Annotated in this window: 27 protein-coding genes; 11 read left to right on the top strand and 16 right to left on the bottom strand. The window is 43.3% G+C overall.

Translation table 11 applies throughout. From position 1 onward, the window contains the following. The first annotated feature begins 28 nt into the window (after positions 1–28). Positions 29–709, top strand: coding sequence for a UPF0149 family protein (locus Q4561_RS09380; RefSeq protein WP_303459537.1), 681 nt, complete (start codon positions 29–31; stop codon positions 707–709). Here the strand turns inward: Q4561_RS09380 and Q4561_RS09375 are convergent. The 3 genes from Q4561_RS09375 to Q4561_RS09365 all read right to left on the bottom strand — a co-directional run bounded on the left by Q4561_RS09375 (position 706) and on the right by Q4561_RS09365 (position 3,076). Next, positions 706–903 carry a hypothetical protein gene (locus Q4561_RS09375; protein ID WP_303459534.1) on the bottom strand — a complete coding sequence of 66 codons (198 nt, stop codon included), beginning with the start codon at positions 901–903 and terminating at the stop codon, positions 706–708. The genes Q4561_RS09380 and Q4561_RS09375 overlap by 4 nt on opposite strands. Before the next feature lie 65 nt (positions 904–968). After that, positions 969–1,397, bottom strand: a complete 429-nt coding sequence (locus tag Q4561_RS09370; RefSeq protein ID WP_303459532.1) for a CopD family protein — start codon at positions 1,395–1,397, stop codon at positions 969–971. Positions 1,398–1,399: 2 nt separating this feature from the next. Continuing rightward, positions 1,400–3,076, bottom strand: a complete 1,677-nt coding sequence (locus tag Q4561_RS09365; RefSeq protein WP_303459530.1) for a chloride channel protein — start codon at positions 3,074–3,076, stop codon at positions 1,400–1,402. 117 nt (positions 3,077–3,193) lie between these two features. On the opposite strand from Q4561_RS09365, the gene Q4561_RS09360 reads away from it, so the two are divergent. After that, positions 3,194–3,919 carry a DUF6776 family protein gene (locus Q4561_RS09360; RefSeq protein WP_303459527.1) on the top strand — a complete coding sequence of 242 codons (726 nt, stop codon included), beginning with the start codon at positions 3,194–3,196 and terminating at the stop codon, positions 3,917–3,919. 29 nt (positions 3,920–3,948) lie between these two features. Here Q4561_RS09360 and Q4561_RS09355 read toward each other — a convergent pair whose 3' ends face one another. Continuing rightward, entirely contained in the window at positions 3,949–5,358 is a 1,410-nt protein-coding gene (locus Q4561_RS09355; RefSeq protein WP_303459525.1) for a putative manganese transporter, read from the bottom strand. Between the two features lie 169 nt (positions 5,359–5,527). Here Q4561_RS09355 and Q4561_RS09350 point away from each other — a divergent pair, with 169 nt between their 5' ends. The 4 genes from Q4561_RS09350 (at position 5,528) to minE (ending at position 9,133) form a co-directional block, all read left to right on the top strand. Then, the gene (locus Q4561_RS09350; RefSeq protein ID WP_303459522.1) at positions 5,528–6,925 is read left to right on the top strand and encodes an aspartate ammonia-lyase; all 1,398 of its coding nucleotides are present in this window, start codon (positions 5,528–5,530) and stop codon (positions 6,923–6,925) included. A gap of 362 nt (positions 6,926–7,287) precedes the next feature. After that, entirely contained in the window at positions 7,288–8,037 is a 750-nt protein-coding gene (minC, locus tag Q4561_RS09345; RefSeq protein ID WP_303459521.1) for a septum site-determining protein MinC, read from the top strand. Positions 8,038–8,066: 29 nt separating this feature from the next. Beyond that, positions 8,067–8,876, top strand: coding sequence for a septum site-determining protein MinD (gene minD / locus Q4561_RS09340; protein ID WP_303459519.1), 810 nt, complete (start codon positions 8,067–8,069; stop codon positions 8,874–8,876). Continuing rightward, positions 8,876–9,133, top strand: a complete 258-nt coding sequence (gene minE, locus Q4561_RS09335; protein WP_303459516.1) for a cell division topological specificity factor MinE — start codon at positions 8,876–8,878, stop codon at positions 9,131–9,133. The genes minD and minE overlap by 1 nt, the downstream gene beginning before the upstream one ends. Positions 9,134–9,295: 162 nt before the next feature. Here the strand turns inward: minE and Q4561_RS09330 are convergent, their stop codons facing one another. Then, positions 9,296–10,120, bottom strand: a complete 825-nt coding sequence (locus Q4561_RS09330) for a polyphosphate kinase 2 family protein (protein WP_303459513.1) — start codon at positions 10,118–10,120, stop codon at positions 9,296–9,298. Positions 10,121–10,476: 356 nt separating this feature from the next. Here Q4561_RS09330 and erpA point away from each other — a divergent pair, with 356 nt between their 5' ends. Both erpA and Q4561_RS09320 read left to right on the top strand, forming a co-directional pair. Continuing rightward, complete coding sequence (gene erpA, locus Q4561_RS09325) at positions 10,477–10,821, top strand: iron-sulfur cluster insertion protein ErpA (RefSeq protein ID WP_303459511.1); 345 nt, start codon at positions 10,477–10,479, stop codon at positions 10,819–10,821. Positions 10,822–10,945: 124 nt separating this feature from the next. Beyond that, positions 10,946–11,518: a glutathione S-transferase family protein gene (locus tag Q4561_RS09320; protein ID WP_303459510.1), complete on the top strand. Its 573-nt coding sequence runs from the start codon at positions 10,946–10,948 to the stop codon at positions 11,516–11,518. On the opposite strand, the gene Q4561_RS09315 is transcribed toward Q4561_RS09320, so the two are convergent. Then, the gene (locus Q4561_RS09315) at positions 11,512–12,474 is read right to left on the bottom strand and encodes a D-2-hydroxyacid dehydrogenase (protein ID WP_303459509.1); all 963 of its coding nucleotides are present in this window, start codon (positions 12,472–12,474) and stop codon (positions 11,512–11,514) included. The genes Q4561_RS09320 and Q4561_RS09315 overlap by 7 nt on opposite strands. Positions 12,475–12,802: 328 nt before the next feature. On the opposite strand from Q4561_RS09315, the gene Q4561_RS09310 reads away from it, so the two are divergent. Then, on the top strand, positions 12,803–13,252 hold the full coding sequence (locus Q4561_RS09310; protein ID WP_303459508.1) for an SRPBCC domain-containing protein: 450 nt from the start codon (positions 12,803–12,805) through the stop codon (positions 13,250–13,252). A gap of 137 nt (positions 13,253–13,389) precedes the next feature. Here the strand turns inward: Q4561_RS09310 and Q4561_RS09305 are convergent, their stop codons facing one another. Next, positions 13,390–14,511 carry an alkene reductase gene (locus tag Q4561_RS09305; protein WP_303459505.1) on the bottom strand — a complete coding sequence of 374 codons (1,122 nt, stop codon included), beginning with the start codon at positions 14,509–14,511 and terminating at the stop codon, positions 13,390–13,392. A 313-nt stretch (positions 14,512–14,824) separates the two neighbouring features. Between Q4561_RS09305 and Q4561_RS09300 the strand changes: the two genes are divergently transcribed. Then, positions 14,825–16,900, top strand: a complete 2,076-nt coding sequence (locus Q4561_RS09300; protein WP_303459502.1) for an extracellular solute-binding protein — start codon at positions 14,825–14,827, stop codon at positions 16,898–16,900. 14 nt (positions 16,901–16,914) lie between these two features. Here Q4561_RS09300 and Q4561_RS09295 read toward each other — a convergent pair whose 3' ends face one another. Together Q4561_RS09295 and Q4561_RS09290 are read right to left on the bottom strand one after the other, a co-directional pair. Further along, on the bottom strand, positions 16,915–18,093 hold the full coding sequence (locus Q4561_RS09295; RefSeq protein ID WP_303459501.1) for an anhydro-N-acetylmuramic acid kinase: 1,179 nt from the start codon (positions 18,091–18,093) through the stop codon (positions 16,915–16,917). Between the two features lie 7 nt (positions 18,094–18,100). Then, entirely contained in the window at positions 18,101–19,426 is a 1,326-nt protein-coding gene (locus tag Q4561_RS09290; RefSeq protein WP_303459498.1) for an OapA family protein, read from the bottom strand. Between the two features lie 456 nt (positions 19,427–19,882). On the opposite strand from Q4561_RS09290, the gene tyrS reads away from it, so the two are divergent. Beyond that, a complete protein-coding gene (gene tyrS / locus Q4561_RS09285) occupies positions 19,883–21,082 on the top strand; it encodes a tyrosine--tRNA ligase (protein ID WP_303459496.1) in 1,200 nt (399 codons plus the stop codon). Positions 21,083–21,170: 88 nt separating this feature from the next. Here the strand turns inward: tyrS and Q4561_RS09280 are convergent, their stop codons facing one another. The 7 genes from Q4561_RS09280 to Q4561_RS09250 form a co-directional block, all read right to left on the bottom strand. Then, entirely contained in the window at positions 21,171–22,058 is an 888-nt protein-coding gene (locus tag Q4561_RS09280; RefSeq protein WP_303459493.1) for an IS3 family transposase, read from the bottom strand. After that, positions 22,010–22,495 (bottom strand): helix-turn-helix domain-containing protein, encoded by a 486-nt coding sequence (locus Q4561_RS09275; protein WP_303459492.1) that lies wholly within the window; start codon positions 22,493–22,495, stop codon positions 22,010–22,012. Before Q4561_RS09275 ends, Q4561_RS09280 begins: the two co-directional genes overlap by 49 nt. Before the next feature lie 75 nt (positions 22,496–22,570). Further along, positions 22,571–23,152: a GNAT family N-acetyltransferase gene (locus Q4561_RS09270; RefSeq protein WP_303459491.1), complete on the bottom strand. Its 582-nt coding sequence runs from the start codon at positions 23,150–23,152 to the stop codon at positions 22,571–22,573. After that, complete coding sequence (locus Q4561_RS09265; protein WP_303459489.1) at positions 23,130–23,534, bottom strand: DUF2721 domain-containing protein; 405 nt, start codon at positions 23,532–23,534, stop codon at positions 23,130–23,132. The genes Q4561_RS09270 and Q4561_RS09265 overlap by 23 nt, the downstream gene beginning before the upstream one ends. Before the next feature lie 256 nt (positions 23,535–23,790). Further along, a complete protein-coding gene (locus tag Q4561_RS09260; RefSeq protein WP_303459486.1) occupies positions 23,791–24,195 on the bottom strand; it encodes a rhodanese-like domain-containing protein in 405 nt (134 codons plus the stop codon). A 48-nt stretch (positions 24,196–24,243) separates the two neighbouring features. Continuing rightward, positions 24,244–25,290 carry a cobalamin-binding protein gene (locus Q4561_RS09255; protein ID WP_303459484.1) on the bottom strand — a complete coding sequence of 349 codons (1,047 nt, stop codon included), beginning with the start codon at positions 25,288–25,290 and terminating at the stop codon, positions 24,244–24,246. 1 nt (position 25,291) lies between these two features. Next, on the bottom strand, positions 25,292–26,260 hold the full coding sequence (locus tag Q4561_RS09250; RefSeq protein ID WP_303459483.1) for a cobalamin biosynthesis protein: 969 nt from the start codon (positions 26,258–26,260) through the stop codon (positions 25,292–25,294). Positions 26,261–26,265: the final 5 nt, after the last annotated feature.

Below are 26,265 nucleotides of genomic sequence, written 5' to 3'. Positions count from 1 at the left end.
TTCATTTCAACTGCTAGTAGGATTATTAATGTCAGAAACGGCGCGTCCCATCGATATTCTTTTACCTGTGTTTGAAACGGGTAAGTTAACGCATGTACTACCTAGTGCATATAAAGCCGACGGTATGATATTTGCGGTTGCGGCATCACCAGAAATCCCGATGCCAGAGCAATGGATGCCATGGTTGATACAAAGCTCTTCAAGTGCGCTGGTTGATAAAGATGTAGATGCCCTTGCGGATGTACTAATGAATAACTTAAGGGCTCACCTGCAGTGTATGACGGACGAAAAGCCCTTAGTGCCATTGGCCTGTGAGTTTGCAAAAGGTGAAGTTGATGAATCAACCCCTGACATAGCGCCGGAATTAGCCCAATGGCTTGAAGGATTGCTGTATGTTCATCAGCAGCTTGAAGGTGTGTGGCAACAAGCGTGGGAAAAATTCAGTGCAAAGGGTGTACAAGGTGCAGACGCTAAGGATGCTAATACTCCAGAAAAACGCCTATCTCGATGCTTAAAACTATTTACGACCTTGGCGAATGTTGAATTGGCCTTAAAATATAGGAATTCTAGCCAAGCCCAGCAGCTAAAAGAAAACTTACCATTGTTGTGGAAGCAAGTTCCCGTCATGATTCAAGATTATATCGCCTTGGCTGGCGAGCTTAGTGCGGCGTTACCCAATCAGTTTGAGACCTTTACTAAAAGTTCTTAACGTTCTCGCTGCCGTTGTAATTGTTTGCGTTGAGATAGGGTGTTCCGTAAAGACATCATATAGGTGTCTAACTCCGCTTTTGCACGGTCGTAGGCTGCTCCGAGTTCACTCGAACCTGGTTGCCGCATTAACGCTTTAAACGCTAAATCGGTTTGCGACAACAAATCTTTCAGGTGTTGGTTACTATCATCCATGTAGTTTCCTTTGGGTTGGTTAACGATTAATCCATAACATTCTTAAAATAAAACAGCCTTTTCAACTAAAGCGGTTTTACTACAGCCAAACATACAATAGCCAGGATAATTAATACCGGTACTTCATTAATCACGCGGTAAAACTTGGCGCTATGACGATTTTCATCTCTAGAGAATTGCTTTAACAGCTTATACAAATAGAAGTGATAGCCATAAACTGCAAGCAACAGCATAAATTTAATATGCAGCCATCCCGACATTTTAAACCATGTACTACCGTAGCTGACAATCAGTGCAATACCGAAAGCTAAGGTTAGAAATGCGAAGGGAGTGACAAAAAACCACAGCCTTCTTTCCATTACTTTAAACTGATCTTTTACGTCTTGCGATGTGGCACTTGCGTGGTAAACGAATAAACGAGGAAGATAAAATATTCCTGCCATCCAGGCTACCATGAAAAATATATGAAGTGCTTTAAACCATAATATGTACATTATTAATACTGAGCCTTTTGTAAAAAGCTTTGCAAAATGTTCCAGGTAATAACCCCGATAATATCGTTGAGTTCCTGATCGTATATATAAACTGCGCCAGAACGCGTATTTTTAAGATGCTCATACACTTCATGAAGTGTGCACTGAGCATTTAGCCCTTCCATCTCATGATAACTAAGGGCATTGGCATCGTGTTCTAGACTCACATTGTATTGGACCAGACGATACTGCACATCTATTTCAAATTTTGACTGTTGAATTACAATTTTTGTTGGGTTATTCGATAAATAGTCTTCAAGCGCTTTATCTGGGGCGTCGTGAAAAAGCTTATAGTCTTTACTTAACGCCGCAAGCACACCGGTTTTTTCAAGCGCTTCTCGAATAGACGATATAGCATAGGGTAGGTTTTGATAGTCTAGCTGGCGAATGAAAATAGACCGATTGCCGAAAAATTGTGTTGATGTGACATACGCAGGCACAATAACCAACATAGCGGGTAAAATTATTTCAGGGCTATACGAGAGTTCCATCACCGCAGATAACGCCGCTAACGGCGCGTGAAGTACCGCAGTAAGCATGCCTGCAATACCCAATAAGGCAAAACTGTTCGTAAATTCTGGCACATCGATAAAGTATGACAAGGGCAATAACAGCACAGCCCCAGCTAGCATACCAATCACCATAACCGGCCCAATAATACCGCCGGGAATACCTAAGCCAATAGCAAATACAGCCAAGATAACTTTACTGACTAAAATTGCACACAGTAAAAGGGTTTCAGGTTTACTGGCAAATAAGGTTTCTACGTCAATAAAGTTAGCCCCTAACGCCTCCGGTATCAACATTCCCACTGTGCCTGTTATTAGCGCCGCCAGTGTTAATCGCCATACCATAGGGACAGGTCTGAACCAGGTCATTACCCGCATAAGTTGATTGTTGAACAAGGTCGCAAGCATGCCAAGTAATACACCAAGTAAAACAAGGTACAAATACATCCATTGACTAAACGCGGTAAAAGACAAGAACGACAGCTCATTTACTTGCCCAAATACAATACGAGTTAGCACCGAGCCACAGGCTGCGGCAATCATAATGGGCACAAAAATATGAATTTTATATTCCCGCAGCACCACTTCCATAACGAAGATAACCGCCGCAAAAGGCGTGTTAAATGAAGCCGAAATTCCCGCTGCAATACCACATCCTGCTAAGATACGAATGCTATTATAAGGAAGCCGTAGCCACTGACCTAGAAAGCTACTACCAGAAGCGCCTAAGTGAACACAGGGGCCTTCTCGGCCTACAACGAAGCCGCCGGCTAATGCCAGCATGCCGCCAAAGAACTGATTAATAGTGGTGCGAAAGGGGATATGACCGTAGTAGTACTTGACGCGGTGGATAACAAAAGGAATTCCCATTCGGTAGTGCTTGAAACCAGTGATATAGGCAATAAGCAAAATACACAGCACGCTAAGTAAGGGCATGAGAAACCAAACGGGCCATTCATCGTTGAACCATTCACGAAGGGCACCAAAGCCAGATGCTTGAAGCCATTCAACACACAGTCGAAACAGAATAATCAACAATCCAGCGCTTACGCCACCCACAATACCTAAGAGGCAAAGTTGGATAGACGTTCTCGGGTGAGCCACTTCTTGTCGTAAAGCCTGCAAGCGCATGATGTGATACAGTAGAGAAATCGTAGATACAAGCAGCTTACCACAAACACTTGAAATTCATAATGTTAAGAATTCCAATGTATTTGCATCGAGTACAATAAAGAATTAAAACGACACATGACAACCGATAAACTTAAACAACTGATAGGCGATTATAAGTGGTCATTGCTTGTGGCCGCCTTGATGTTGGTAATGCTTGGTTTTGGCTATAAGTTGGCGCGAATGATGGATGAGGGCGATAGGTTGAAAGTTACCGCCCAAGACAGAACCATAGGGTTACTCGTTAGTGAAAATAACGAGTTCGTGACCCAGGTTAATCAGCTAGAAGTGGCATTAGAGCTTACTGAATTAGAGAAGCAATCTATTGCTGAAGAGCTCAGTAATTTGCAAACAGAGCACGCCGAATTGGAAAGCCAACTGGCCTTTTATCAAAGGATCATGGCGCCAGAAATTACGCAAGACGGGTTCGATATTGAAGGCGTTGAAGTGTCAGCCTTGCCTGAACCCAATCAGTATCAAATGCGTTTTGTGGTACTACAGCAGCGTCAGAACAAAGCCTTTGTGAAGGGTAAGCTGTCTATCAGTATAAGCGGCGAGCGCGAAGGTAAGGAAATAACAATATCAACGGGTGATGCGGGATTTATTGAACAAGCCATCGACTATAAATTTAAATATTTCCAATCGATTAATACTAATTTTACGCTTCCAGATGGGTTTCAGCCTGCTTCAATTACTTTGACTACCACCGTTTATCAGTACAAGTCCCGCAGGGGCGATTTATCTAAATCGGTTAGCTGGGACGATGCATTAAATAGTGGCAGCATTTTGGAAGATACCCAGTAATACAATTTGGTAGCCAATTTTAGATGTGATCAAACCTCAAATAAAAAGTAATACCCGTAACCCACAGCAATAGCTGGAATGGCAGAATAAACGGTGGCTAGAATGGCGGCTTTAGGTGAAAGCGCAATGGCTGGAAACAGTGCATCGCCATCGTTGCTGATTGCATTGCCAAGTTGCGCCGAGAAAGGCACTGCACCATTTAGATAAAGACTGGTGACTAAAATTTGCGGCCCGCACCCTGGTAAAAAACCTACCAATATAGCCAAACCCACCACACTGGGTCCCATCGCGGTGAGCGTTGCACCTATATCGAGGCCAAACCAAAGTATCGATAGTTCAAATAGCAAGAAAGCGACCACCACCCAAGCCAGTACGAATTGGGTATCAAGCGCCGCTTTGCTTTGCCATCTAGGCGGTGGTTTTACAGCGTCTTCTTTTGTCAGCGAGGCATAGCCGGTACTACCACCGTTTAGTGACCATAGTGTAACAGCGGACAAACACAAGACTGCACCAATCACTTGTAACCCTGTTTCACTCACGCCTAAATATTCATGCACTGGCGCTTGAAATGATAAACCCAATGCAATAGCAAGTGACGGCAACGCTACCACCAGCCAAAAATAGGTAGAAACGGTATCAATTAAAGTGGAAATAGGGTGAGGCCCTTGCTTACTTTCAGTGGTGTTTTTGTCCAAATCAGCGGTTTTAGCGGCAGGTGGTTGGTAATTATGAAAACGGTTTACGATAACCCCGGTAATGGTCCCAACCACCATACCAACACCCATTACGGTTAATCCATCGAGAGGGGCTTGGGCTAACAACAAAAATGCGGCGTCTCCCATTGTACTGGTTAGCACCGCTACTACCGCCCCAAAGCTGGTTACCCCTCGGGTATATTGAGTTACCACGATAATTGCACCCCCACAACCTGGAAGGGCGCCAAGGAAAGACGCTAAGCCAACTTCGTATAGCGGATGCTTGCGCATGAAGTCGCCAATTGCTTCAGCCGATACTTTGAGTGTTGCAATGTAATATACCGATAACGACGTGTATACAAACGCCGCTACTTGAAAATAGGCATCAGAAAGTACTGCGAGGGTAGCTTCTCGAGTGAACGAATAAGCAAGAAGCGCCAGAATTAGCGCAGGTAAAAAGAGACGCTTGTTTAGCATCAGCGATTTTTGTTTTGTGCCTACTTTGTGGGCTTTTTCAGATGATATAAGGGAAATCACTTCCGGTTCCAGATGATAAAAGTAAGCAGCTAATCCACCTTTTTCAATGAAAATAGCGGTGTTTAGCATTAGTGCATTTAGAAAATGCTGATTTACGGGTTTGTGCCACGCAAACGGTATTAATTGCTTAAACGGCATAGGCACGTAAATTACTCGCTCATTAATTGCTACGAAGCAGTGAACAATCAGATCAGGTATAAACTGCATTAAATGCTAATGGTAATTATTATCATTTATAGGCATGCTGTCAATGTAATCTTCGGTAGGGTAGGAACGTTAGCAACGAATGTAATGAATAAGGATCCAAAGTACGCAAGGTGATGTAGCCAACATTAGTAGTAATAAGATTTCTTTCTTCATATTTAAGGGGCCAGTGATGACGAACACCCGAACAGAAAGTGACAGTATGGGCGAACTCGATGTTCCCATAGATGCGTTATATGGCGCACAAACACAGCGTGCAATTAATAATTTCCCAGTGAGTGGCGAGCGTATGCCGCTTACCTTCATTCGAACTTTAGTTATTATCAAACAGGCCGCAGCGCGAGCGAATAAAAAGTTAGAGGCGATTGATGCTGATATCGCCGACGCTATTGAGCAGGCATGTAGCACCTTACTTAATGAACGTGACTTAGCGCAGCATTTCCCCGTGGATATTTTTCAAACGGGCTCAGGCACCAGCACAAACATGAATGCGAATGAAGTTATTGCTAACTTAGCTAATAAATTACAAGGTGAAAAACAGGGTGAAAAGAGCGACCTAATGGTTCATCCAAATGATCATGTCAATAATGGACAAAGCTCTAACGATGTAATCCCCACCACAATTCATGCAAGTGCGGCCATTGAAGTTGCTGAACAACTTATCCCCGCCATCGAAAAGTTAATTGGAATTATCGATAGTAAAGCAAAGTCTGTTTCAGATTATTGCAAGACAGGTCGCACTCACTTAATGGATGCCATGCCAGTTAGAATGGATCAAAGCTTAAGTGCATGGTCTTCTCAACTTGGCGGGCAGCTAAACACGTTAAAGCTCCTTCAACCTGCAATTCAAACTATCGCGCAGGGAGGTACTGCGGTAGGTACCGGTGTGAATGCCCATCCTGAATTTGCTGAAACCTTTGCCAGTACCTTGAGTGAATTAACCGGCATAAAATTCAGCCCAGCGGACAATTGTTTTGCATTAATTAGCTCACAAGATACCGGAGTTACCCTATCAGGGGCGACAAAATCCCTCGCCGTTACGTTAATGAAGATTGCTAATGATTTAAGGTGGATGAATTCAGGGCCTCTGGCTGGTTTAGGCGAGGTCTCTTTACCTGCACTGCAACCTGGTTCATCAATTATGCCCGGCAAAGTAAATCCGGTTATACCTGAAGCGGTGGCTATGGCGTCTGCTCAAGTTATTGGAAATGATGCGGCAATAACGGTAGGGGGGCAATCAGGTAATTTTGAGCTAAATGTTATGCTTCCTATGATTGCCGATAATTTGCTTTCAAGTATTAAGCTGATGTCGAATAGCTGTGTGCTTTTGGGCGAACAGGCCATTGAAGGGTTTACGGTAAATCAAGAAAACCTTGAGAAAGCGTTAGCGAAAAACCCAATATTAGTCACAGCCCTTAACCCTATTATTGGTTACGCAAAAGCCGCAGAAATTGCAAAAAAAGCGTACAAAGATAAGGTGCCTGTTATTGACGTTGCAGAGTCAATGACCGACATTCCTCGCTCTGAATTGGAAACATTATTGGACCCTAGAAAACTGACTGGTAATTAGCTTACGTTTTACTAAAAAAGCTGGGCTCTTGAAGTGAGAAATTAAGCTAGGAATTTAAAAAAGGGGCTAAAACAAAGGGCTTTTAAAATAAGCCATTCAGGCGTTATTAGCATGGCTGATAGTGCCTTTTTTGAAAAATGTCTATGTTTGATGAATAACTGTTTCTGAATTTTTAAATGTCATTTTACGAGGAGACTGGAAGGATGGCTTGAAGGAATGGTACATTGTGGTTGTTTTATGAGCAGTTGTGCGCTTGTTAAGCGCTTGCCTATTGCCGATGAAGCGGAATTTGATAGAGTGCATACTCGCTTTTAGCCCTCTTAGTTGGGCGATTGAGCAATAAAATTACTCAGGAATAATTAATGACAGATACATGCTTTCGCATGAAGGGCACTACGCTAACCAGTATAGTGTTGGAAGTGATCGATTTTGAGCCAGATATCTTTGAATCTCAGCTTGCTGAAAAGGTGAATAGTGCACCCCAGTTTTTCACTCGTTCATCGCTGATATTACACTTGGTTAAGTCGCTCAATGCTACCGAGTTTGAATTACTCGTTGCGCTGTGTCGAAGGTTCAAACTTCAACCTATGGCAGTGCGGGGTGAAGTAGGCGAACTGAGAAGTATTATTAATGATTTAGGCTTAGCTGATGTTAGTCAAAGCAAGTTTACCGAGAGCTCTCTGAAGCCAACTAAATCACAAAGCGCTGAACCTGACAACACTGCACCTGAAAAAGCAGCACCTGAAAAAGTTAAAGCCTCCGCACCTGCAGCAACCGCTAACAAGCCAGTCAAAGTTATTAGCCGCCCAGTTCGTTCAGGGCAACAGGTTTATGCCGAAGGTGGCGATTTAGTTATTACAGCGGCAGTGAGTGAGGGGGCTGAAGTATTAGCCGATGGAAATATCCATGTTTACGGTACCCTTCGAGGCCGAGCGCTAGCCGGCGTGAAAGGTAATATTCATGCACGGGTTTTTTGTCAGTCGTTAGATGCAGAGCTTATTTCAATTGCTGGGCAATTCATTATGCACGAAACCGTAAAAGCGTCATGTTGGAAGCAACCCGCACAAATCTATTTAGAAGAGGACACGTTGCACATTGAGCCTATTGCTTAACTGCTAACGTTTTCGACAAGGAATTAAAAATGGCAAAGATTATCGTAGTAACTTCGGGTAAAGGCGGGGTGGGTAAAACAACCTCAAGCGCAGCAATTAGTACTGGCTTAGCACTCGCTGGCCACAAAACTGTGGTTATCGATTTTGATGTAGGTTTACGTAATCTAGATTTAATCATGGGCTGTGAACGCCGCGTTGTTTACGATTTCGTTAACGTTATTAATAAAGAAGCTTCGCTTAAACAGGCACTTATTAAAGATAAACGTACCGACAATTTATTTATCCTGCCAGCATCGCAAACACGCGATAAAGACGCGCTTACTATCGATGGCGTCCAAGCGGTATTGAATGAATTAAAAGAAGACTTCGATTTCATCATCTGTGATTCACCAGCGGGTATTGAGCAAGGCGCTCAAATGGCACTGTATTTTGCCGATGAGGCCATAGTGGTCACCAACCCTGAAGTGTCTTCGGTACGTGATTCAGATCGTATTTTAGGTATTTTACAAAGTAAATCTTTGCGCGCTGAACAAGGTAAACCGGTTAAAGAGCATTTATTGCTTACTCGTTACAACCCTCAGCGTGTTGAAAGTGCAGAAATGTTGAGTGTGGCTGATGTTGAAGAAATATTAGCGATACCGTTATTGGGTGTTATTCCTGAATCGGAATCTGTGCTTAAAGCATCGAACCAAGGCCAGCCGGTTATTCTAGACTTAGAAGCCAATGCCGGTCAGGCATATTCTGACGCCGTTCGCCGTTTACTAGGCGAAATCATTGATCATAGATTTCTAGAAGCAGAGAAAAAAGGGTTCTTTAAGCGCCTGCTAGGAGGCAAGTAATGGGTATTTTTGACTACCTACTGAAGAAAAAGGAAAAGCCGCGCACTGCGGCAGTGGCCAAAGAGCGGTTACAAATTATTGTTGCTCACGAAAGACGCAAGCGTACTGAGCCTGATTATCTGCCTATGATGCAGCAGGAAATTATTCAGGTTATACGCAAGTATGTGAGCATTGCAGATGATCAAGTTTCTGTGCAACTAGAAAGCAGCGATGATTGCAGCGTGCTAGAGCTTAACGTTACCTTACCTGAAAGCTAACGATGCGCTGGTGGCTGTTTACTTGTTACAGGCCGTTATAGCTTGTTATAGGCCGATATAGGTAAATAGAGCCCGCTAAAGACAGTGCTAGCATGACGAACAAGATGCTAACCATACTTTTAATCAGGTATGGTTACTTTGTTATGGCAAATACTGAAAATGTTACTCTAGCGTAATGCCAAGTTGCTTTTCAGCTAGGTGTACCAGTTCTTGGTCGATAGGGGGTGGCTCTACTGTTACGCCTTCACTCAGCGCTTCTACAATGGTTTTTAGTACGCTTATACGGGCATGCCATTTATGTTCAGCATGTATCAAATGCCACGGTGCTTGTGTGGTATCCGTTTTATCAAACATCTCTTCTATCGCCGTTACATAGTCTTTTCGGCGTCCACGGTTACGTATATCTTCTTCGGTTAATTTCCAGCGCTTATAGGGGTTATTTAACCGTTCTTCAAAGCGTTCTAGCTGCTCGCCATCAGAGATATGCATAAACAATTTGATAATAGTGACGTCATCATCAATGAGTAACCGTTCAAATTCGTTTATTTCTTGATAGGCTCTTTCCCACGCTGGTTTAGGGGTAAAACCTTCAACTCGCTCTACCAATACTCTGCCGTAATAAGAACGGTCAAATATGGCAAGCCTGCCAGGGGCAGGTAGGCGAGTTTGAAATCGATACAGGTAGTGTTTGCCCTGTTCCTCCGCAGTAGGTTGAGCGAACGGGTGCACACGGAAGCCGCGAGGGTCGAGTTTTTCAGTAATTCTTCTTATGGCGCCGCCCTTTCCTGCGGCATCCCACCCTTCAAATACAAGAATGGCTCGTCGACCTTGGTGAAAATAAGCTTGCTGCACATGTAACAGCTTCTTCTGCCAACTTTTCAGCGCCTTTTTATAGTGCTTTCGACTATCAATAGAAGGGGCATCACCGTCTTCCGGTAGTGTCAGTTTACGTTCTTGAAGGGAAATAGAAGATACTGAATGAGTCATGATAATCCCGCTGGTTTCTTTTCAGACTAAACTTTGAAAGCATGGCTGTCCAATAAGCTATCGCACCTTTCCGGCAAGCTATCGAGACAGGCGGCCACAAGGGCGTAGAAGTAAGCACTTCTAATAACGTTTTTTACTTTTACTCGTATTTAGATCCATTGCACCGAAATAAAGGGCCTGATACGAGAAAGTCACGAGTGAACTTAACGAAAATTAGGGGGAAATGATCTGCGGTTGCCCATTGTTTCAGATACTTTCACCCCAATAGTTGATAGCGTTACTCAAGTATTAGATAATTGAGTTATCGATGTGTACGTGAAGACGTGCGCGTGCACGTTAAAAATGAAGAGGTGAGTATGTCTGTAGAAATGGCGTTGCCAATTGAGTTCTCTGATGCAGCGGCGACAAAAGTAAAAGCGCTCATCACGGAAGAAGAAAATCCAGAATTGAAACTTCGGGTTTACGTTACTGGAGGCGGCTGTTCAGGCTTTCAGTATGGTTTCACTTTTGATGAAAAGGTGAACGACGGCGATATGACAATTGATAAAGATGATGTAACCCTAGTGGTAGACCCTATGAGTTTACAATATTTAGTGGGCGGCATTGTTGATTATGTTGAAGGCTTAGAAGGCTCGCGCTTTTTAGTGCAAAATCCAAACGCAACCACTACCTGTGGCTGTGGCGCTAGCTTTAGCGTTTAACTGAATTTGGGGCATACACCGCGCTTTGGTGTATGCTTGTCTCGCTCTGCACATATTTTGCTTTTCTCCCCCTTAGTTTTATGGCTACACTGAGTTTGTAAATAAACTATCTCAGGTTGATATTATGAAACTGTATGGCTCGGTAACATCTCCTTTCGTGCGTCGAATTCGCGTAGTGCTTTCAAATACACCCCATGAATTCCTTGATTTACAAATTTTCTCTGGGGAAGACAGAGCGTTATTAGCCTCTCGAAATCCCACACTAAAAGTGCCTTGTTTAGAAGACGATGGACAACTAATTTTCGACTCCAGAGCTATCTATCGTTATTTGGCAAGCAAACTCAACCATGATTCGCTGTCATGGGAAGAAGAAAACCAGCTTACGCTGATAGATGCTGCCAATGATTCATTCGTGCAACTAATGTTATTAAAACGCTCAGATTTTGATATTAACGAAGATAAGTTAATTATCCGTTTGCAAAAGGAACGCATTGAATCGGTATTTTCTGCGTTGTCATCTCAGCTGGAAGCGGGAGGGCTTAGTGACTGGAACTACCCTGAAATATGTTTGTATTCAATGATTGACTGGGTATTGTTTAGAGAGCTTCATAGCTTTAAAGATTATCCATTGCTATTAGAATTTCATGAAAAACATCGTGACCGTATAGAGCTAACCGCTACCGATCCCCGTCAGTAGCCTTTGCTAAAATCAAACTGATAGAGTAGTGGTTCATTGACTATGTAACGGGTTGCGTTAGCCACAAATACACTAGCCACATCCTCAGGTGAAGATACTGCTGCAGTATGTGCAGTAACGACTACCTTTGGATGTGTCCAAAAAGGGTGATTATCTGGCAGTGGTTCTTGGGTAAATACATCAAGTATCGCTGCTTGCAGGAGATTGTTATCCAATGCGTTTAAAAGTGCATCGTCAATAACCGCACTTCCTCGCCCCGCGTTAATAAAGACGCTGTGGGGCTTAAGTGCATCAAAAAATGCCTGATTCAACGTACCCGCTGTAGATGGCGTGTCTGGCATTAGATTCACTACATGGTCGGCGTCTTGAGCAAAATTGAGCAAATCTGTGGCTCGATATACTTTATCGAAGCCTTCTACGCTTTGCCCACTTCTAGATAATCCTATTACTCTCATTTCAAAGCTTTTGGCCACCGGAATAAGCGCTTGTGCTATTGAGCCCGCACCTAATATACCAAGGGTTTTTCCGGTAAGAGGGCTGCGAGGGCTTTCTTCCCAGATAGGGGGCTGCTGGTGTTGATTGTGCGAGAATGCAGGGATGTTTCGTGCATATTGCAACAAATACGCAAACACATATTCACGCATTAACTTTCCAAAAACACCTTTAACACCAGTCAGAATATAATCGGTTTTGTCTAAATTAAGCAGCGGTGCATTACCCGCCCACGTTGATTGACACCACGTTAACCCATTGCACTGATGTATAACCTTGGACGCAAGATTTGGATCGGCAAGCAATACCTCAACCTTGTCTGTATTAATTTGCTCAGGGGTGATCACTGCTTGGCAAATATTCAACGTACTAGGTGTGGGCCACGAGTTTTCTATTTCCTCTGCTAATGCGCTGGCATCTTTGCTAAGGATAGAAACGTTAAGTGTAGGCGATTGGATTGACATAGATGAGCCTTAGTAACCTTTAATTCATTCAAACTGCTGAAATGCTTGTTCATTGCTTTATTCTTGCCGCAAGCAAATCTCTGCAAGCAAATACTTGCGAGTAGGCGCCAGTAAGCAAGCGCAGTGAGTGATCGGCAATAAGTGAACACCAGTAAGTAAGCTGCTTATCGCAATACGGCAAATGTAGATACCCTAAAATAGTAGATGGTATAAGGCAACGTATTTGCTGAGTTAAAGAAAATGTCGAACATAGCCGATAACACCCTAGAATCCTTTTCATCTAGAGCCTAAACTTACTAAGGTTCTAGGTTTTCTATAGGCTACCAATATGTTTCAATTTACCTTAAATGTATCTCTTCATGCGCCCATCTCTTTTCTGTTTGCCGCGTTTCACGAACCAGAGTATTTATCTGAATGGTTTGCACCAGGTAGCTGCACGGTATCTCAAATAATGAGCGACTTTAAAGAAGGCGGTCGTTACCGCATTAAAATGCTAGAGCCCACAGGCGAAGAAATGGCCCTTACTGGCGAATACGTCAGCATTCTTACCGATGAGAAGTTGGTGTTCTCTTGGGCGTGGGAAGATGCCGTGGAAGAAACCGTAATGAGCTCTGTTGAAGTGTCTTTTGCAGAAGGTGAATGCGACGGTGAAGTCGCATTAACATTAATTCACAGTGGCTTCAGTAATCAACAAGAATGCGATCAGCATCAATATGCGTGGATGTCTTGCTTAGAAAAGCTGGCCGTTCTAGCTGATAAACAAGTGGCCTTTAACTAACTGGCAAACGGCAATAATGCTGTAAGTTAAATATCGATAGATAGAAAAAGCAGTCAGTCCTGAGGTGAACCCATTAGGCTGAACTGCTTTTTATTTACTGACTACTTTGCTTTTCGCAATAAAGCAGAACCTAACTCTTAAGTTAATGATTCCATCGCCGCTTTGCCACTTTCCTCTCGATAAGTCTCGTAGTCGGTATAGCCTTCCTCACTACCACCGTACCACGTCGAAGGGTCATCAAACGCAGTCAACGGGTAGTCATGTTTAAATCGCGTAGGTAAGTCTGGGTTTGTTATCCAAGGGCGGCCAAACGCAATCATATCGGCATCACCGTCGCAAATGCGCTTTTCAGCTTCATCTTGGGTGTATCCACAATTGCCCATAAGCATACCGTCAAACAATGCGCGAAATTCAGCAAGGCTCATCGCTTCACCGCGTTCATGGAAACCAAAGGCTAGGCCATCCATTACGTGCAAGTAGCCTAGCTCGAGTTTATTAAGCTGTTGGGCAACGAAAGTAAATGTATCGCGAAAGTCATCGGCACCCATATCGTTAAACATTCCGTTCGGAGATAAACGCACGCCAACGTGTTCGGCAGGCCAAATCTCTAATACAGCATCCATGATTTCGCTAAGGAAACGGTAGCGGTTATCTACACTACCGCCGTATTCGTCACTACGCTGATTACTACGACTGTCCAAAAATTGATTAGGTAAATAACCATTGGCAGCATGCACTTCAACACCATCAAAACCCGCGGCTTTAGCATTCACAGCTGCATGTTTGTAGTCGGCTACAGTACGACGAATGTCATCATGAGTCATTGGCTGAGGAACTTCATAAGGCTTTTTGCCTTTGGGCGTGTGAATTTCATCGCCCTCAATGGCAACCGCAGAAGCAGAGAACGGAAGCTCGCCATTATGAAAGTCGCTATGTGAAGCTCGCCCAGTGTGCCACAACTGAAGTATTATTTTACCACCAGCCTCATGCACGCGTTCTGTAATTGAGCGCCAGCCTGCTACCATTTCGTCGGTATAAATGCCTGGAGCATCAACCCAACCGTTACCTTCTTCTGATATTGCAGTCGCTTCGGTGATAATTAGGCCAGCATCAGCACGCTGAACGTAATAATCCCCCATGATTTTATTCGGAATACGGTCGCTGCCCGCGCGAGCGCGAGTCATTGGGGCTAGTACCATGCGGTTTTCTAAAGATTTACCAGCCCACTCCAAGGACGTAAACAGAGATGATTCTGACATATATCGCTCCTATTCAATGTATATATAAGTAATTACAGAATTGGACGCAACTTGGATTGATTTCATAAAAAGGGATATAGCAATTTGTATTAAAAAATATCGATGTAGCGAATACAGGCTCGTTCAACCAAGAAGTATAACTGCGGCATCGGATATAAAAGCATGTTTTTTACACCCTTCCGCCGCCCCCCCAAAAAAAATTCCTTAAAAAGCGCCAAAAGATAGATAAACAATGATTAAGACCAGTTTACTGGCAATTTTATAAGTTCACGCTAATACTTCAATCCAGAGTCTAAATGCAAAAACTGAGATTATGGGCAACTTGTTTGGCACTTCGAATTCGAATTTTCTAAGTCATTTTCTTAGCGTTGTTATACTAATTGGTTTAAACACTTTTACTTTTAAAGCTAACGCTGATCAAAGTAACACCATTACGTTAGCCACTTCTGAAGTTAGCCCGTTTAGTAGCGAACATAACCAATTGCAAGGCTACATTAATGAAGTTATTCACCTTACTTTCAAAGAAATAGGAATCACCCCAAAGTTTGAATTTTACCCCCATGCCCGAGCTATATACCTTGCGGATAGTGGCCAGATTGAAGGTGTTTTCCCTCTTCACAGAAGCGAAGAACCTTTAAAAGGTATGGTGTATTCAGATGCAATACCTGGTGGAAGCATCAACTATCTTGTGCATAATAATCGAAAAATAGAAAACTTATTTGAAGCTGATTTAGGCGATTCAGTCGACCAATTTGTTGGCATGGGATTAACTCGATTAGGGGTATTGCGTGGTTCCCAAATACCAGAAAGTCTGAGTCAAACCGAGAAAATCCATAAGCTATTAGCTAAGTCCTTACCTACCTTATTAGACATGTTAGAGCGAGGAAGAGTGGACTTCATATATATTGATGAATACAGCGCGAAACAAGCCATCATCAATCATCGTCCTCATCTGGCTCAAAAATTCAAATTTATAAAACCACTAAAAGGGCAGAACCCCTATTTTCTAGGGCTTTCAAAGCAGCTTCCTAATGCTCAGAAATTTATCGAGCGTTTTAACCGAGCATTGGCGTCATTACAAGCTGATGGAACAATCGATAAGGTGTTGAAGCGATACGGTATATACATAGAACCTACAAACCCTGCCACTAAGAGAAAAGTGATTGTTGGCGCGCCAAATATAAACGGAATTGAAACGGCGATCAGGTATATAAATAGCAGCGATACACCTTTTTCAGCGCTTGAAATACAGTGGCGCGTAATGGAAGAGAGTATTCTTAGAAAACATCTACTGGGCGACTCTGCTGTTAACGAAACCCAGTTCGATTTAGTTATGCTAGGAAATTTCGAGGTGCCCATTTGGGCTAAAAATGGTTGGTTGCTACCTTTTACTCAACCGCCTTCTACCTATGATGTTGAAGACATCATTCCTATAGCCAGGCATTCTAACACCTATCAAGGCGCGGTTTACGGTTTGCCGTTTGTAGGTGAAACCACACTGACATTTTATCGAAAAGATCTGTTAACGAGCGCTAATATTGAAATGCCCGCGCCTCTTACTTATCAAAAACTAAAGGCGATAGCATCGTCACTGCACAATCCTGAAAATCAAATTTATGGGGTAGGGCTTCGCACGCAAGTTGGCTGGGGGCAAAATATGGCTCTTGTGAGCACTATGGTGAATACATACGGCGGAAAATGGTTCGATGAAGACATGAAACCAATGCTGACTACTAAGTCTTGGGAACGAGCAGTATCTGACTATGTTTCACTTGTGGTAGAAAGTGGCCCGCCAGATAATCACAACCTAGGTTGGAAAGAAAATCAGCAGCTTTTTGCTGATGGAAAGTTAGCATTCTTTGTTGATGCATCATCGCTAGGCGGCTACTTACTTGACCCTGCTTACTCTAAAGTGTCGGAGCATGTAGGGGTGACTTATGCGCCAATAGGCAAAACGCGAGAGGGAGCTCAGTGGTTTTGGTCTTGGAATTTCGCTGTACCGCAACAATCTCAAAATGTAGCGGCCGCACAAGCGCTAGCATATTGGTTAACGTCTAAAGGTTTTATTGCATCCATTCAAGAAAAGTACGGTCATTATGCAGCCCCAGCAGGTACTCGGCACTCTACCTACACTAGCAGTTATTTGAGCGCTATTCCCTATGCAAGATATGAGTATGACGCGCTCTTGGCAACAGACGTGGACAACCTAAATGTACCCACTACGGGTAACCAGTTTGTTCCCATACCGGAATTCACTGCATTAGGTTACCTAGTTGGGGTTCAGGTGAATTTAGCAGTTAAACAACTACAATCGGTAGATGAAGCACTCAAAGCAGCTCAGTATCAATCTGAGGCGGTAATGAAACGGGCGGGTTATTATAAAAACTAGCGGGTGTTATATCTTTAATTGGCGGGGCAAAGTACACCTAGTACCGCTTCTCGCGATGCGCCAGTAACTGCGGGCACGTTGCCTGGAATGTTATTCTTATGCGCAAAGGCTAACCACGCGAATGCGGCACCTTCCACATGTTGCGGGTGTATATTAATAGAGCGGCTGTCACTTACGTGATACTGAGGTAGCAGGCTACTTATACGTTGCATCAATACAGGGTTAAAGGCGCCGCCGCCACATACGATAACTTCCGCCTCTTGAGGTAACTGATGCTTACTAATTTCATCGGCAATGCTGGTTGCCGTTAGTGCCAACAAGGTCGCTTGCACATCTTGAGGGGAAAGTGTGCTGGCTTCAGAGCTGGCTACTTCGATAGCTGATGGGCGAGTAAGCGCGTCAATATGAGACGTTAACCATGCTAAGTTAAAATACTCTCTGCCAGTGCTCTTAGGCGCAGCTTGATGAAAATAACTATCACAAAGCAACTTCGTTAATAAGCTATCACTTACCAATCCGGTATCTGCCCATTGGCCTTTGTCATCATAAGGCAGGTTCAAATGCTGCTTAATCCACCCATCCATTAGCGTATTGCCCGGGCCTGTATCGTAACCAAGAGGGGGCGCTTCATTACGTTTTGGCGCTAACACTGAAATATTCGCAATACCGCCAATGTTAACCAGCACTCTTGGGTGGGTGTCATGGGCAAAAATCGCATTATGATAGGCTGGCACTAAGGGCGCACCTTGGCCGCCAAGGGCAATATCTTTGCGCCTAAAATCAGCAATAACATCAATGCCTGTCAACACGGCAAGAGTATTAGGGTCGCCAATTTGGCACGTAAAGCCTTTTTGTTCTATGTCGTTTTGAAGTTCAATTCCTTGCGGAAAGTGCCTAATGGTTTGTCCATGAGAGCCAATTGCGGTGATATCGCTTGGTGAAAGCTGAGTTTCTGATAGCAACACGCTTACGGCTTGTGCAAAGCTGTAGGCCACCAACCTATCGGCAGTTGCCATCGCATTGAGTTCATTATGGGAAGGCGTACAAAGAGAATGAAGTAACGAGAGTAGATTGGCAGGGTAGGGAATAGATACCGCATGTAAGGTTTGGCACTTATCGACAGTGATATCGCAAAGGACGGCGTCAACGCCGTCCATGCTAGTTCCTGACATAAGGCCAATATATTTTGCCATGGGGTGGCTATTTCATAGCAAGCATTATGCGTTTGTTGTTATTAAGCTGTTGTTGGCGAACATGGGCAATTTCCATGAAAGCTTCTCGCTCTTCAGCGGCTATAGGTAACGCCTTAGGTAGCGATACCGTACGAGGGTTACGGTGTACACCGTCTACCAAGAATTCGTAGTGAACATGTGGGCCAGACGCCAAGCCAGTGCTACCTAGGTAACCAATGGTTTGCCCCTGTTTTACTGTGTCGCCTACTTTTACTGCTCGCTTTTTAAAGTGCAGATACTTGGTGGTATATTTTTCACCATGTTGAACAAACACATGATGACCATTGTATTTGTCGTACGCAGATTTAATTACTTTTCCGTCACCTGCCGCCATCACTGGTGTACCAACGGCCGCTACATAATCGGTGCCACGATGTGCTTTCCAACGCTTTTGTACTGGGTGAAAACGGGCTTTCGAAAAGTTAGAGCTCACGTACCTAAAGTTAATTGGCGCACGTAAGAAGCTCTTACGCATGCTTCGGCCTTCTGGTGTGTAATAAGTGCCATCTTCATGCAAAATAGCGCTAAATTCTTCACCTTGGTTGGTAAATTCTGCAGCCACTATGTTGCCATAACCTACAAATTCACCATCAATGTACTGTTCTTCAAACACCACGTTAAAAGTATCACCTGCGCGAATTTCCATCGCGAAATCGATATCCCAGCCAAAAATGCCTGCGAGGTTCATAATTTGGTTACTGGTTAAGCCAGCGGTTACCGCAGCATTCCAAAAGCTCGATTGAATTTCACCTTGAGCAAAATTATAGCGAATATCAACATCACGCTTTTCTAAATCAGCGGTAAAAGTATGGCCATCACCTTCAGGATCAGTGCGAATGAAAAGCGTTTCTGTGGATGAAAGCTTATATTTAAGCTCGCCAAAGGTACCATCGTTGTTGATTTTAAACGACAGTTCATCACCTGGTAATAGGGTTACCAGTGTTTTAGCAAGGTCACCGGCTTGGGTAACATTGTATACGTCACGAGAAGTGAAACCTGCACGCTTAAAAAGCTTTGCAAGGGTATCGCCGCTACGTACTTTATAAGTTTGCCAGTTCGACTCTTCTTCAATTGAAAACACGTCGGTTGACGGCATAATGTTCAAATCAAGAGGATAACGAATACCGGTATCAAGCACCAAAGCGTCTTGATGACGGCTAGCTTCTACCGTGTCAGACGGTAAAAGAATAAGCCCACCTAAAAACATACTAGCGACAGCTAATCCTGTTCGGTGTTGCTTAGGCAATTGTTTAAATATGTTTAGCGCCTTAAAGGCGTCTAGTTTGATTCTCATAATACTACCCACTTGAGAATTTTATGTGCAATATACTTGTCACATAAGTTGCTCAAAAATGCAACTTTTCTCATTGTTTTTTAGCGCAAAAGTTAATTATTGAACGCAATGGCAGTCGAACTCTTACATGCTGAGTTGGTCTGAGTAGAGCAAGAGCGATAACTCGCTTTTGCGCCCGCGGGGAAGAAGCTTCCACAAACACGCTGTAAACCCATCCATGGGCGCTCCGCCACCGCATCCATGCGGTGGAGGGTTTGTTACAGCTTCTTCCCCACAGACACACGCGAGTTATCGCTCTGCACAGAGACAGTTAGTATGCCTCAACCATTGCGTTCAATAACGAACATGACGACAAGTCATCCGCTTTTTGACGCAGAAACCTTTTAATGGTTCCAATGTCCGCGTAAAATGCCGCTCAAAATAGATTCTTACAATATCAAGAGTGTGAAATAACCGATGAAAGACTGGCAAACAGCGCTAGCTGAAATTAAACGGGGAACGGATGAAATTCTACCCGAAGAGGATTTAATTGAGAAATTAAAATCCGGCAAAACCCTAACCATTAAAGCGGGTTTTGATCCTACTGCGCCTGATCTTCATCTTGGTCACACTGTTTTGATCAACAAACTGCGTACCTTTCAGCAGTTAGGCCATACCGTTGTTTTTCTTATTGGGGACTTTACTGGCCTGATTGGCGATCCTACAGGGAAAAATGTGACACGCAAGCCCTTAAGTAAAGATCAGGTATTAGAAAACGCGCAAACGTATCAGGAACAAGTGTTCAAAATACTTGATCCTGAACTGACTCAAATTCGCTTTAACTCAGAGTGGATGGATCAGTTAGGCGCTGCGGGCATGATTAAGCTAGCCGCTAGCCAAACGGTTGCGCGTATGCTTGAGCGTGACGACTTTAAAAAGCGTTACAACAATGGCCAGCCAATTGCGATCCACGAATTTTTGTACCCGTTAGTACAAGGTTGGGATTCAGTTGCGCTTAAATCTGATGTTGAGTTAGGTGGTACTGATCAACGCTTTAACCTGTTAATGGGTCGTGAGCTTCAAAAAGAGCAAAGCATTAAGCCACAGTCTATTGTGATGGTGCCATTGCTTGAAGGCCTTGATGGCGTTCAAAAAATGTCTAAGTCATTAAATAACTATATTGGTATTACTGATGCGCCAAATGATATGTTTGGTAAAGTGATGTCGATTTCAGATGACTTGATGTGGCGTTACTACGACTTGCTAAGTTTCCGTCCGCTTGAAGAAATTGCAGAACTTAAGCAACGTGTTGAAAACGGTGAAAACCCACGTGATATTAAGATATTGCTAGCGAAAGAAATTATCGCTCGTTTCCACGACGATGCGGCAGCAGAAGGCGCGCACCAAGACTTCATTCAGCGTTTCCAGAAAAATGCTATTCCTGATGAAATGCCAGAGTTCGAAATTGCTCTTGGCGAAGAAGGTATTGCTATTGGTAACTTATTAAAAGAAACCAAGCTAGTAGGCTCAACATCTGACGCTATGCGTATGATTAAGCAAGGTGCTGTGAAAATTAACGGCGATAAAGTAGAAGATACTCGTCTTGTACTGACCGAAGCTGGCGAAAACGTTTATCAAGTGGGTAAACGTAAATTTGCGAGAATTACGTTAGCGTAGCGTGGCATTAGGCCTTAGCATTTTGCTGTTAACGTAAATACCAAAAAGCCCCGATTTATGAAGTGACCCCGTAAAGTTGGACTCATTTCTAAGCGGCTACCAAGGCCTGATTTCGATACGCTATCGGACTCAGGCCTTTTAGTTTCAGCTTAATTCGTTTGTGATTGTAATATTTTATATATTCTTTGATTGCGTTTACCAGCTCAGTAACACTTTTGTACTCATAGCCGTGATACATTTCCGTCTTTAATATGCCGAAGAAGTTTTCTGCAACGGCATTATCTAAGCAATTTCCTTTTCTAGACATACTTTGTATTAAGTTGTGGTCTGCAATGATTTTTCTGGTCATCTGGTGTTGATATTGCCAACCTTGGTCAGAGTGAATGAGTGGTCGCTCATGCCATTGTAATTGTTTAATAGCCTTGTTTAGCGCATCCGTGACTAGATTTAATCTCGGTGAAGTGCCAACCTCATAACTAATAACTTCTTGATTAAACAGGTCAATGATTGGTGACAGGTAGACACGTTGATTAGCTACCTTAAACTCTGTGATATCGGTTACCCATTTTTGATTAGGTTTCACAGCATTAAAATCTCTGTTAAGCGTATTGTCGATATGCTTACCTACTGTGCCTCGATAAGACTTATAACGCTTTGGTCGTACTACTGATTTCAGTGATAATTGAAGCATCAAGCGTTGAACCGTTTTATGGTTAATGAGTGTGCCTGCATTGCGTAATGTCGACGTTATGCGTCTATAACCATACCGACCTTTGTGAGCGTGGTATATGCTCGTAATTTGCTGCTTTATCGCATCGTATTTGTCGTTACTATCGCCTTTGTTGCGATGGTAATAGTAAACGCTTTTAGGCAACTCACTGGCCTTGAGTAAATGCGATAATTTAAATCTAGCCTTAAGCTCAACAACTACTTTTGCTTTTTCGCTGTTTGTTTTTTCTGAGCCAAGGCATTCCACTTTTTTAAGACAGCATTCTCCGCTCTGAGGTATTCAAGCTCTTCTCTTAGTTCTTTTTCTGTCATTTCTTTTGAGCTTTTAGCTTTGGCGGACTTGGACATGTTCACTCTGGTTGGCTTCGAATGAGTTAATTTCCCCGAATTATAAGCAGAAAACCATTCGGATAACATTCCGGGAGAAGACAAATCGAAAAAGGCACTGGTGTAAGTTAACGACCATCCTTCTCGTTTCATTCGTTGAATCATCTCTAGGCGAGCTTCTTTTGTGTAAGGTTTTCGCTTATGCAAAAAAGCATGTTCGCCATGAAGGCGAAACACTAAACACCAATACCGAATTTGCCTTGAACTGACATTGAATTGTTTTGAAAGCAGACGCGAACCTTTGGTGTTGGCTTGCGTTGCCACTTCTAGTTTAAACTCTCTAATGTATGTAGACATAAAACCCCCAGTAATTGGAATGTCCAACTATTGGGGGTCACTTCATTTATCGGGGCTTTTTAATGTCTGTAGGTTTTAGGAAAACCGCAGTAACATTTCTGCGCCTTCACATTCGCAGGTTTCAGGGCATACTGGGCAGTCGTAGCCTTCGTGGATTGACTCATAGCGCCATTTGTCTGGGTGTTTCTTAATGAGTTCGCCACCGTTTTTAGTAAAGTATTTAAACGCACTATTACCTGGGCTTGAAAGCCAAATATGGGCAAGTCCTGCTTCAGCGCCTTGTGCTTTAGCCGCGCTTACCGACTTCGCTAATAAGGTACTTCCAATGCCAGCTCCTTGCATAGCAGGCGATACCGTATTACATTTGAAATAGCATACTTTCTGGGGTGCCACCGGCCAAAGTTCTGGGCTGCACCATTTATCATATTGCCACTGCGAATGAGCGTAGGTAATTCGAAAGCCAACAATGTCATTACCACAATAGCTGACCAAGCTAGCATTAATATTGTTGTGCCAGCTTTTATCGTACATAGCCTTTAATGTGTCAGGCATTAGGTAATTTTCGCCCTGAACTTCATTACCTAAGCGTATAACATCCTCAAAATGCTCGGGCGCTAAAGGTAAGTACTTAACGCTATTCGGGTTTAGTATTGTCATGCTGCTCTTTCATGCCATCAAGATGAAAATCTAATGCTTCTACCGAAATCAGTATTTCTTTTACCGACATCCAAAGTGAATACAGAAGCGATACTAAGCTTAATGCGAAAATCCAATTTCCCACCTGTTGATAGGTAAGGTAAATTGCCAGCATAGACACTACACATAAAAAGAAGCTGCCCACCCCCGCAATTTGCATACGCTTAATAAGCTGAATTCGCAGCCTTAAATTCTTAATCTGAGCTAATGTATTGTCGTCTCTTTCTTCTTTGGAAAAGTTACGAATAAGCGTAGCAAGGGTTAAAAATCGATTGGTATAAGCAAGTAAAAGCAATGAGATTGCTGGAAAAAGCATAGCCGGTGTTGCGAGGTCTATTTTCATGAATTATCTGTCACCTTAGTGAATGGGTGTCAGTGTAGCAAAACTGTGGGGATGTTGTCGTCTGATAGTGCGTGATGGAAATGTGCGATGGCGAGTGGGTTGCCCAAGGCTAATATTTAGAAGCAATTCTCTTAACGCTGGAATTTGCTTACTATCATGTGGGTCTGTATTTAAAGGTGAGTATCTAAGCCAAATTAAGTTGAAACTAATTAATTAAGTATTATTGGTTCGAGAATCAATAGCCAAATATGAAACGCTACATTCTGTCGATAGGCATTTGAGAAGCATTCCAGCCCAACATATCACCCTCTAAGTGCATGACCTCAGAAAAGTCTAAGTCTTGCAGAAACTTCATGGCAAGCTTCGCCTGTTTTCCAGACTGGCAATAAATAATGATGGGCTTGTCTTTATGGCCTTCTAGCTCAGTAAGGTAATCATTGATGTTTTCCTGTGGCATATTGATGGCACCTGGAATGTGCCCATCAGCAAAATCGCTGGGAGAACGAACGTCTATCAGCATCCAGTCATTGTTTTTCACCCGTTCAATTAGGTATGGGGAAGCCGCAACCGATGATTGATAGGTTGCTTTTGCAGTACATTGCATCGACACAAATAGCGTGATTGCAGCAACGCAAAGAAAAGAGGCCAAAACAATTCGCATGAAAAACCTTAAGAAAAAAGCGAGGCGTTATTATACCTTGTGGGTGTTTTAGTTAATACCCTTACAAAGTGTTTTTAGTTCATTAATTAACCGCAGCGAGAACCTGCTGGTAACATCTGGGTTAACGGCTATTAGAGGGGCAGATAAGAAGTTGCGGTGGGGAGCCCAAAACTGCTCAAGGTTAGAAGTGGGCTGATTGCTTGCAGCTACAAGCGCCGCAGGTTGCCTAGCAAGCACTTCTTGCACCGAAACCTGTGGGTAATCTACGGGGCTATCGTTAAACAGTGTTTGCGAACCACAGACATTAAGTAGCTTATTGGGCCACGCATTTTCGCCGATGGTCATTAATGGCGAAGACCAAGAATAGTAAAATACCTTGTTATAAGGTGAAGTGGCATACTCAGCTCTTAATACAGTTAGCTCATTTAAAAAAGCGGTAGCAAGTGCATTGGCTTTTTCTTCGGTATTGGTGAGCTTACCTAACCTGATTAACTCGCTTCCAATATCTTCTATTTCAGTGATTTTGGCCCGAAAAACGTCGTACCCTAAGCTTTCTAATCGATGTAAGTCTTGCGGCTTATTGCCCCCTTCCCACGCTAATATTAAAGTAGGCTGCAACGTCATTATTTGAGATAAATCTGCACCCTGATAGTCGGCCACGGTAGGCAGCAATTGAGCTGCTTGAGGAAAGTTACTGTAGTCGCTAACCCCAATTAGATGAGCCTCTAAACCAAGGCTATAAACCCATTCAGTTAGGTGCGGGGCAAGGGTGATGATACGCGTGGCGGGCTCGCTAGCTTGGTTTGCGCTAGTTTGATTTACGCCAGCTTGAATTGCACTGGTTTGTTGAAGTTGGGCTTGCTTGCTAAATTCTTGCTTTAATTGCACGTTTGCTTTTACGTCTACTCGCTCAGTAGCTGTAGTTGAATAAGGTGTAAATGCTAGTAGCAATATAGAAACTATCAGCCCGCTTTTCTTATGCATGCGCGTGTTATACAAATTTAGGGTAACCATGCCTTTCAGCAATGCGATAACTGATAGTCTGCATCGCGTTAGCAAAGCCCCTAATGACAAAATAGGAAATACACTTTTCACCCTAGAACACCTCACTAAATGTTTGTGTTTGTACTGCCACCAATAACAAACATACGCTGGCGATGGCGGTTACCACCGCCATGGCGCCTAATATAGTGCGCTTACTGCGGATCATATCTGAATACTTCACCTGCTGGGCACCACCCACTCGTGGGTAACGGTACTTTCTTCCATGATAATAAGCAGGCCCGCCTAACTGAATATTTTGAATTCCGCCAAACAATGCCAATAATAACGAAGTTTTATCTCTGGCTTTACTTTGCTTTACCGCTCGAAGGCCCTTTATAGGGTGAGTAAAAAGCAATACGGCAGCACAACCTAGCAACGCAGGTGGCACAACCAATAAAGCAACACACTTTCGAACCGGTTTAGCAAAATGCACCATTTTAGGATTTCGATAGTGCCATTGCCATGATGTGAGCAATAACAAGCGATAAGTGAGCGCGCCAATTGGGCCTGCCAACATAAAGTAAAAAATAACACCGCAATAAAGATATAAAAATTTAAGCCATAACGATTCAATAGCCGCTTTCGCAATACCTACATCGGTTAGCTGAGTGCATTCACGGGCAACTATGGTATCAACGGTTTCTCTGGTAAGTACTTTTTTATTCTTACCTACCGTATTCAGTATCTTACTGAATTGATGGCGCTGATAGGCAAAGTCGAGCAAAGCAACCATGATCACGGCTTCAAAAAACGCAGGATATTGGGCCATGTAAATCAGTATGGCTAGGCAGACTATTAAAGGAGCTAACAACACAATGGCAGCTAAAGAGCCAGAAATATAATGTTGTGAGGGAGAGTACTTCAGCGAAGGCAAAACTTTGAAACCCATTTGCCTAATAAGATAGCGCATGAGAGTAAGCGGGTGGCTGCTAAGCGGCCACCGCCAAAGGGCATCTAAAACAACTGCCAACCATAGTACCAGCACAGACTGATAGGCTGATTGGGTCAGCAATGCTTCCATTTACG

The sequence above is a fragment of the Alteromonas sp. 1_MG-2023 genome, from assembly GCF_030547075.1.
In the GTDB taxonomy this organism is placed as follows: domain Bacteria; phylum Pseudomonadota; class Gammaproteobacteria; order Enterobacterales; family Alteromonadaceae; genus Alteromonas.
The sequence above is the reverse complement of the archived record's forward strand: the minus strand, read 5'-3'. Positions and strand labels throughout refer to the sequence as shown.

Bases quoted from the DNA above. Each gene is read 5' to 3' on its own strand.
- Q4561_RS09350 (WP_303459522.1), top strand. From the start codon at position 5,528: ATGACGAACACCCGAACAGAAAGTGACAGTATGGGCGAACTCGATGTT.
- Q4561_RS09295 (WP_303459501.1), bottom strand. From the start codon at position 18,093: ATGGCAAAATATATTGGCCTTATGTCAGGAACTAGCATGGACGGCGTT.
- Q4561_RS09305 (WP_303459505.1), bottom strand. From the start codon at position 14,511: ATGTCAGAATCATCTCTGTTTACGTCCTTGGAGTGGGCTGGTAAATCT.
- erpA (WP_303459511.1), top strand. From the start codon at position 10,477: ATGTCTGTAGAAATGGCGTTGCCAATTGAGTTCTCTGATGCAGCGGCG.
- Q4561_RS09360 (WP_303459527.1), top strand. From the start codon at position 3,194: ATGACAACCGATAAACTTAAACAACTGATAGGCGATTATAAGTGGTCA.
- Q4561_RS09375 (WP_303459534.1), bottom strand. From the start codon at position 903: ATGGATGATAGTAACCAACACCTGAAAGATTTGTTGTCGCAAACCGAT.
- Q4561_RS09275 (WP_303459492.1), bottom strand. From the start codon at position 22,495: ATGTCTACATACATTAGAGAGTTTAAACTAGAAGTGGCAACGCAAGCC.
- minD (WP_303459519.1), top strand. From the start codon at position 8,067: ATGGCAAAGATTATCGTAGTAACTTCGGGTAAAGGCGGGGTGGGTAAA.
- Q4561_RS09265 (WP_303459489.1), bottom strand. From the start codon at position 23,534: ATGAAAATAGACCTCGCAACACCGGCTATGCTTTTTCCAGCAATCTCA.
- Q4561_RS09260 (WP_303459486.1), bottom strand. From the start codon at position 24,195: ATGCGAATTGTTTTGGCCTCTTTTCTTTGCGTTGCTGCAATCACGCTA.
- tyrS (WP_303459496.1), top strand. From the start codon at position 19,883: ATGAAAGACTGGCAAACAGCGCTAGCTGAAATTAAACGGGGAACGGAT.
- Q4561_RS09300 (WP_303459502.1), top strand. From the start codon at position 14,825: ATGGGCAACTTGTTTGGCACTTCGAATTCGAATTTTCTAAGTCATTTT.
- Q4561_RS09310 (WP_303459508.1), top strand. From the start codon at position 12,803: ATGTTTCAATTTACCTTAAATGTATCTCTTCATGCGCCCATCTCTTTT.
- Q4561_RS09290 (WP_303459498.1), bottom strand. From the start codon at position 19,426: ATGAGAATCAAACTAGACGCCTTTAAGGCGCTAAACATATTTAAACAA.
- Q4561_RS09370 (WP_303459532.1), bottom strand. From the start codon at position 1,397: ATGTACATATTATGGTTTAAAGCACTTCATATATTTTTCATGGTAGCC.
- Q4561_RS09270 (WP_303459491.1), bottom strand. From the start codon at position 23,152: ATGACAATACTAAACCCGAATAGCGTTAAGTACTTACCTTTAGCGCCC.
- Q4561_RS09330 (WP_303459513.1), bottom strand. From the start codon at position 10,120: ATGACTCATTCAGTATCTTCTATTTCCCTTCAAGAACGTAAACTGACA.
- Q4561_RS09380 (WP_303459537.1), top strand. From the start codon at position 29: ATGTCAGAAACGGCGCGTCCCATCGATATTCTTTTACCTGTGTTTGAA.
- minC (WP_303459521.1), top strand. From the start codon at position 7,288: ATGACAGATACATGCTTTCGCATGAAGGGCACTACGCTAACCAGTATA.
- Q4561_RS09365 (WP_303459530.1), bottom strand. From the start codon at position 3,076: ATGCGCTTGCAGGCTTTACGACAAGAAGTGGCTCACCCGAGAACGTCT.
- Q4561_RS09355 (WP_303459525.1), bottom strand. From the start codon at position 5,358: ATGCAGTTTATACCTGATCTGATTGTTCACTGCTTCGTAGCAATTAAT.
- Q4561_RS09250 (WP_303459483.1), bottom strand. From the start codon at position 26,260: ATGGAAGCATTGCTGACCCAATCAGCCTATCAGTCTGTGCTGGTACTA.
- minE (WP_303459516.1), top strand. From the start codon at position 8,876: ATGGGTATTTTTGACTACCTACTGAAGAAAAAGGAAAAGCCGCGCACT.
- Q4561_RS09315 (WP_303459509.1), bottom strand. From the start codon at position 12,474: ATGTCAATCCAATCGCCTACACTTAACGTTTCTATCCTTAGCAAAGAT.
- Q4561_RS09320 (WP_303459510.1), top strand. From the start codon at position 10,946: ATGAAACTGTATGGCTCGGTAACATCTCCTTTCGTGCGTCGAATTCGC.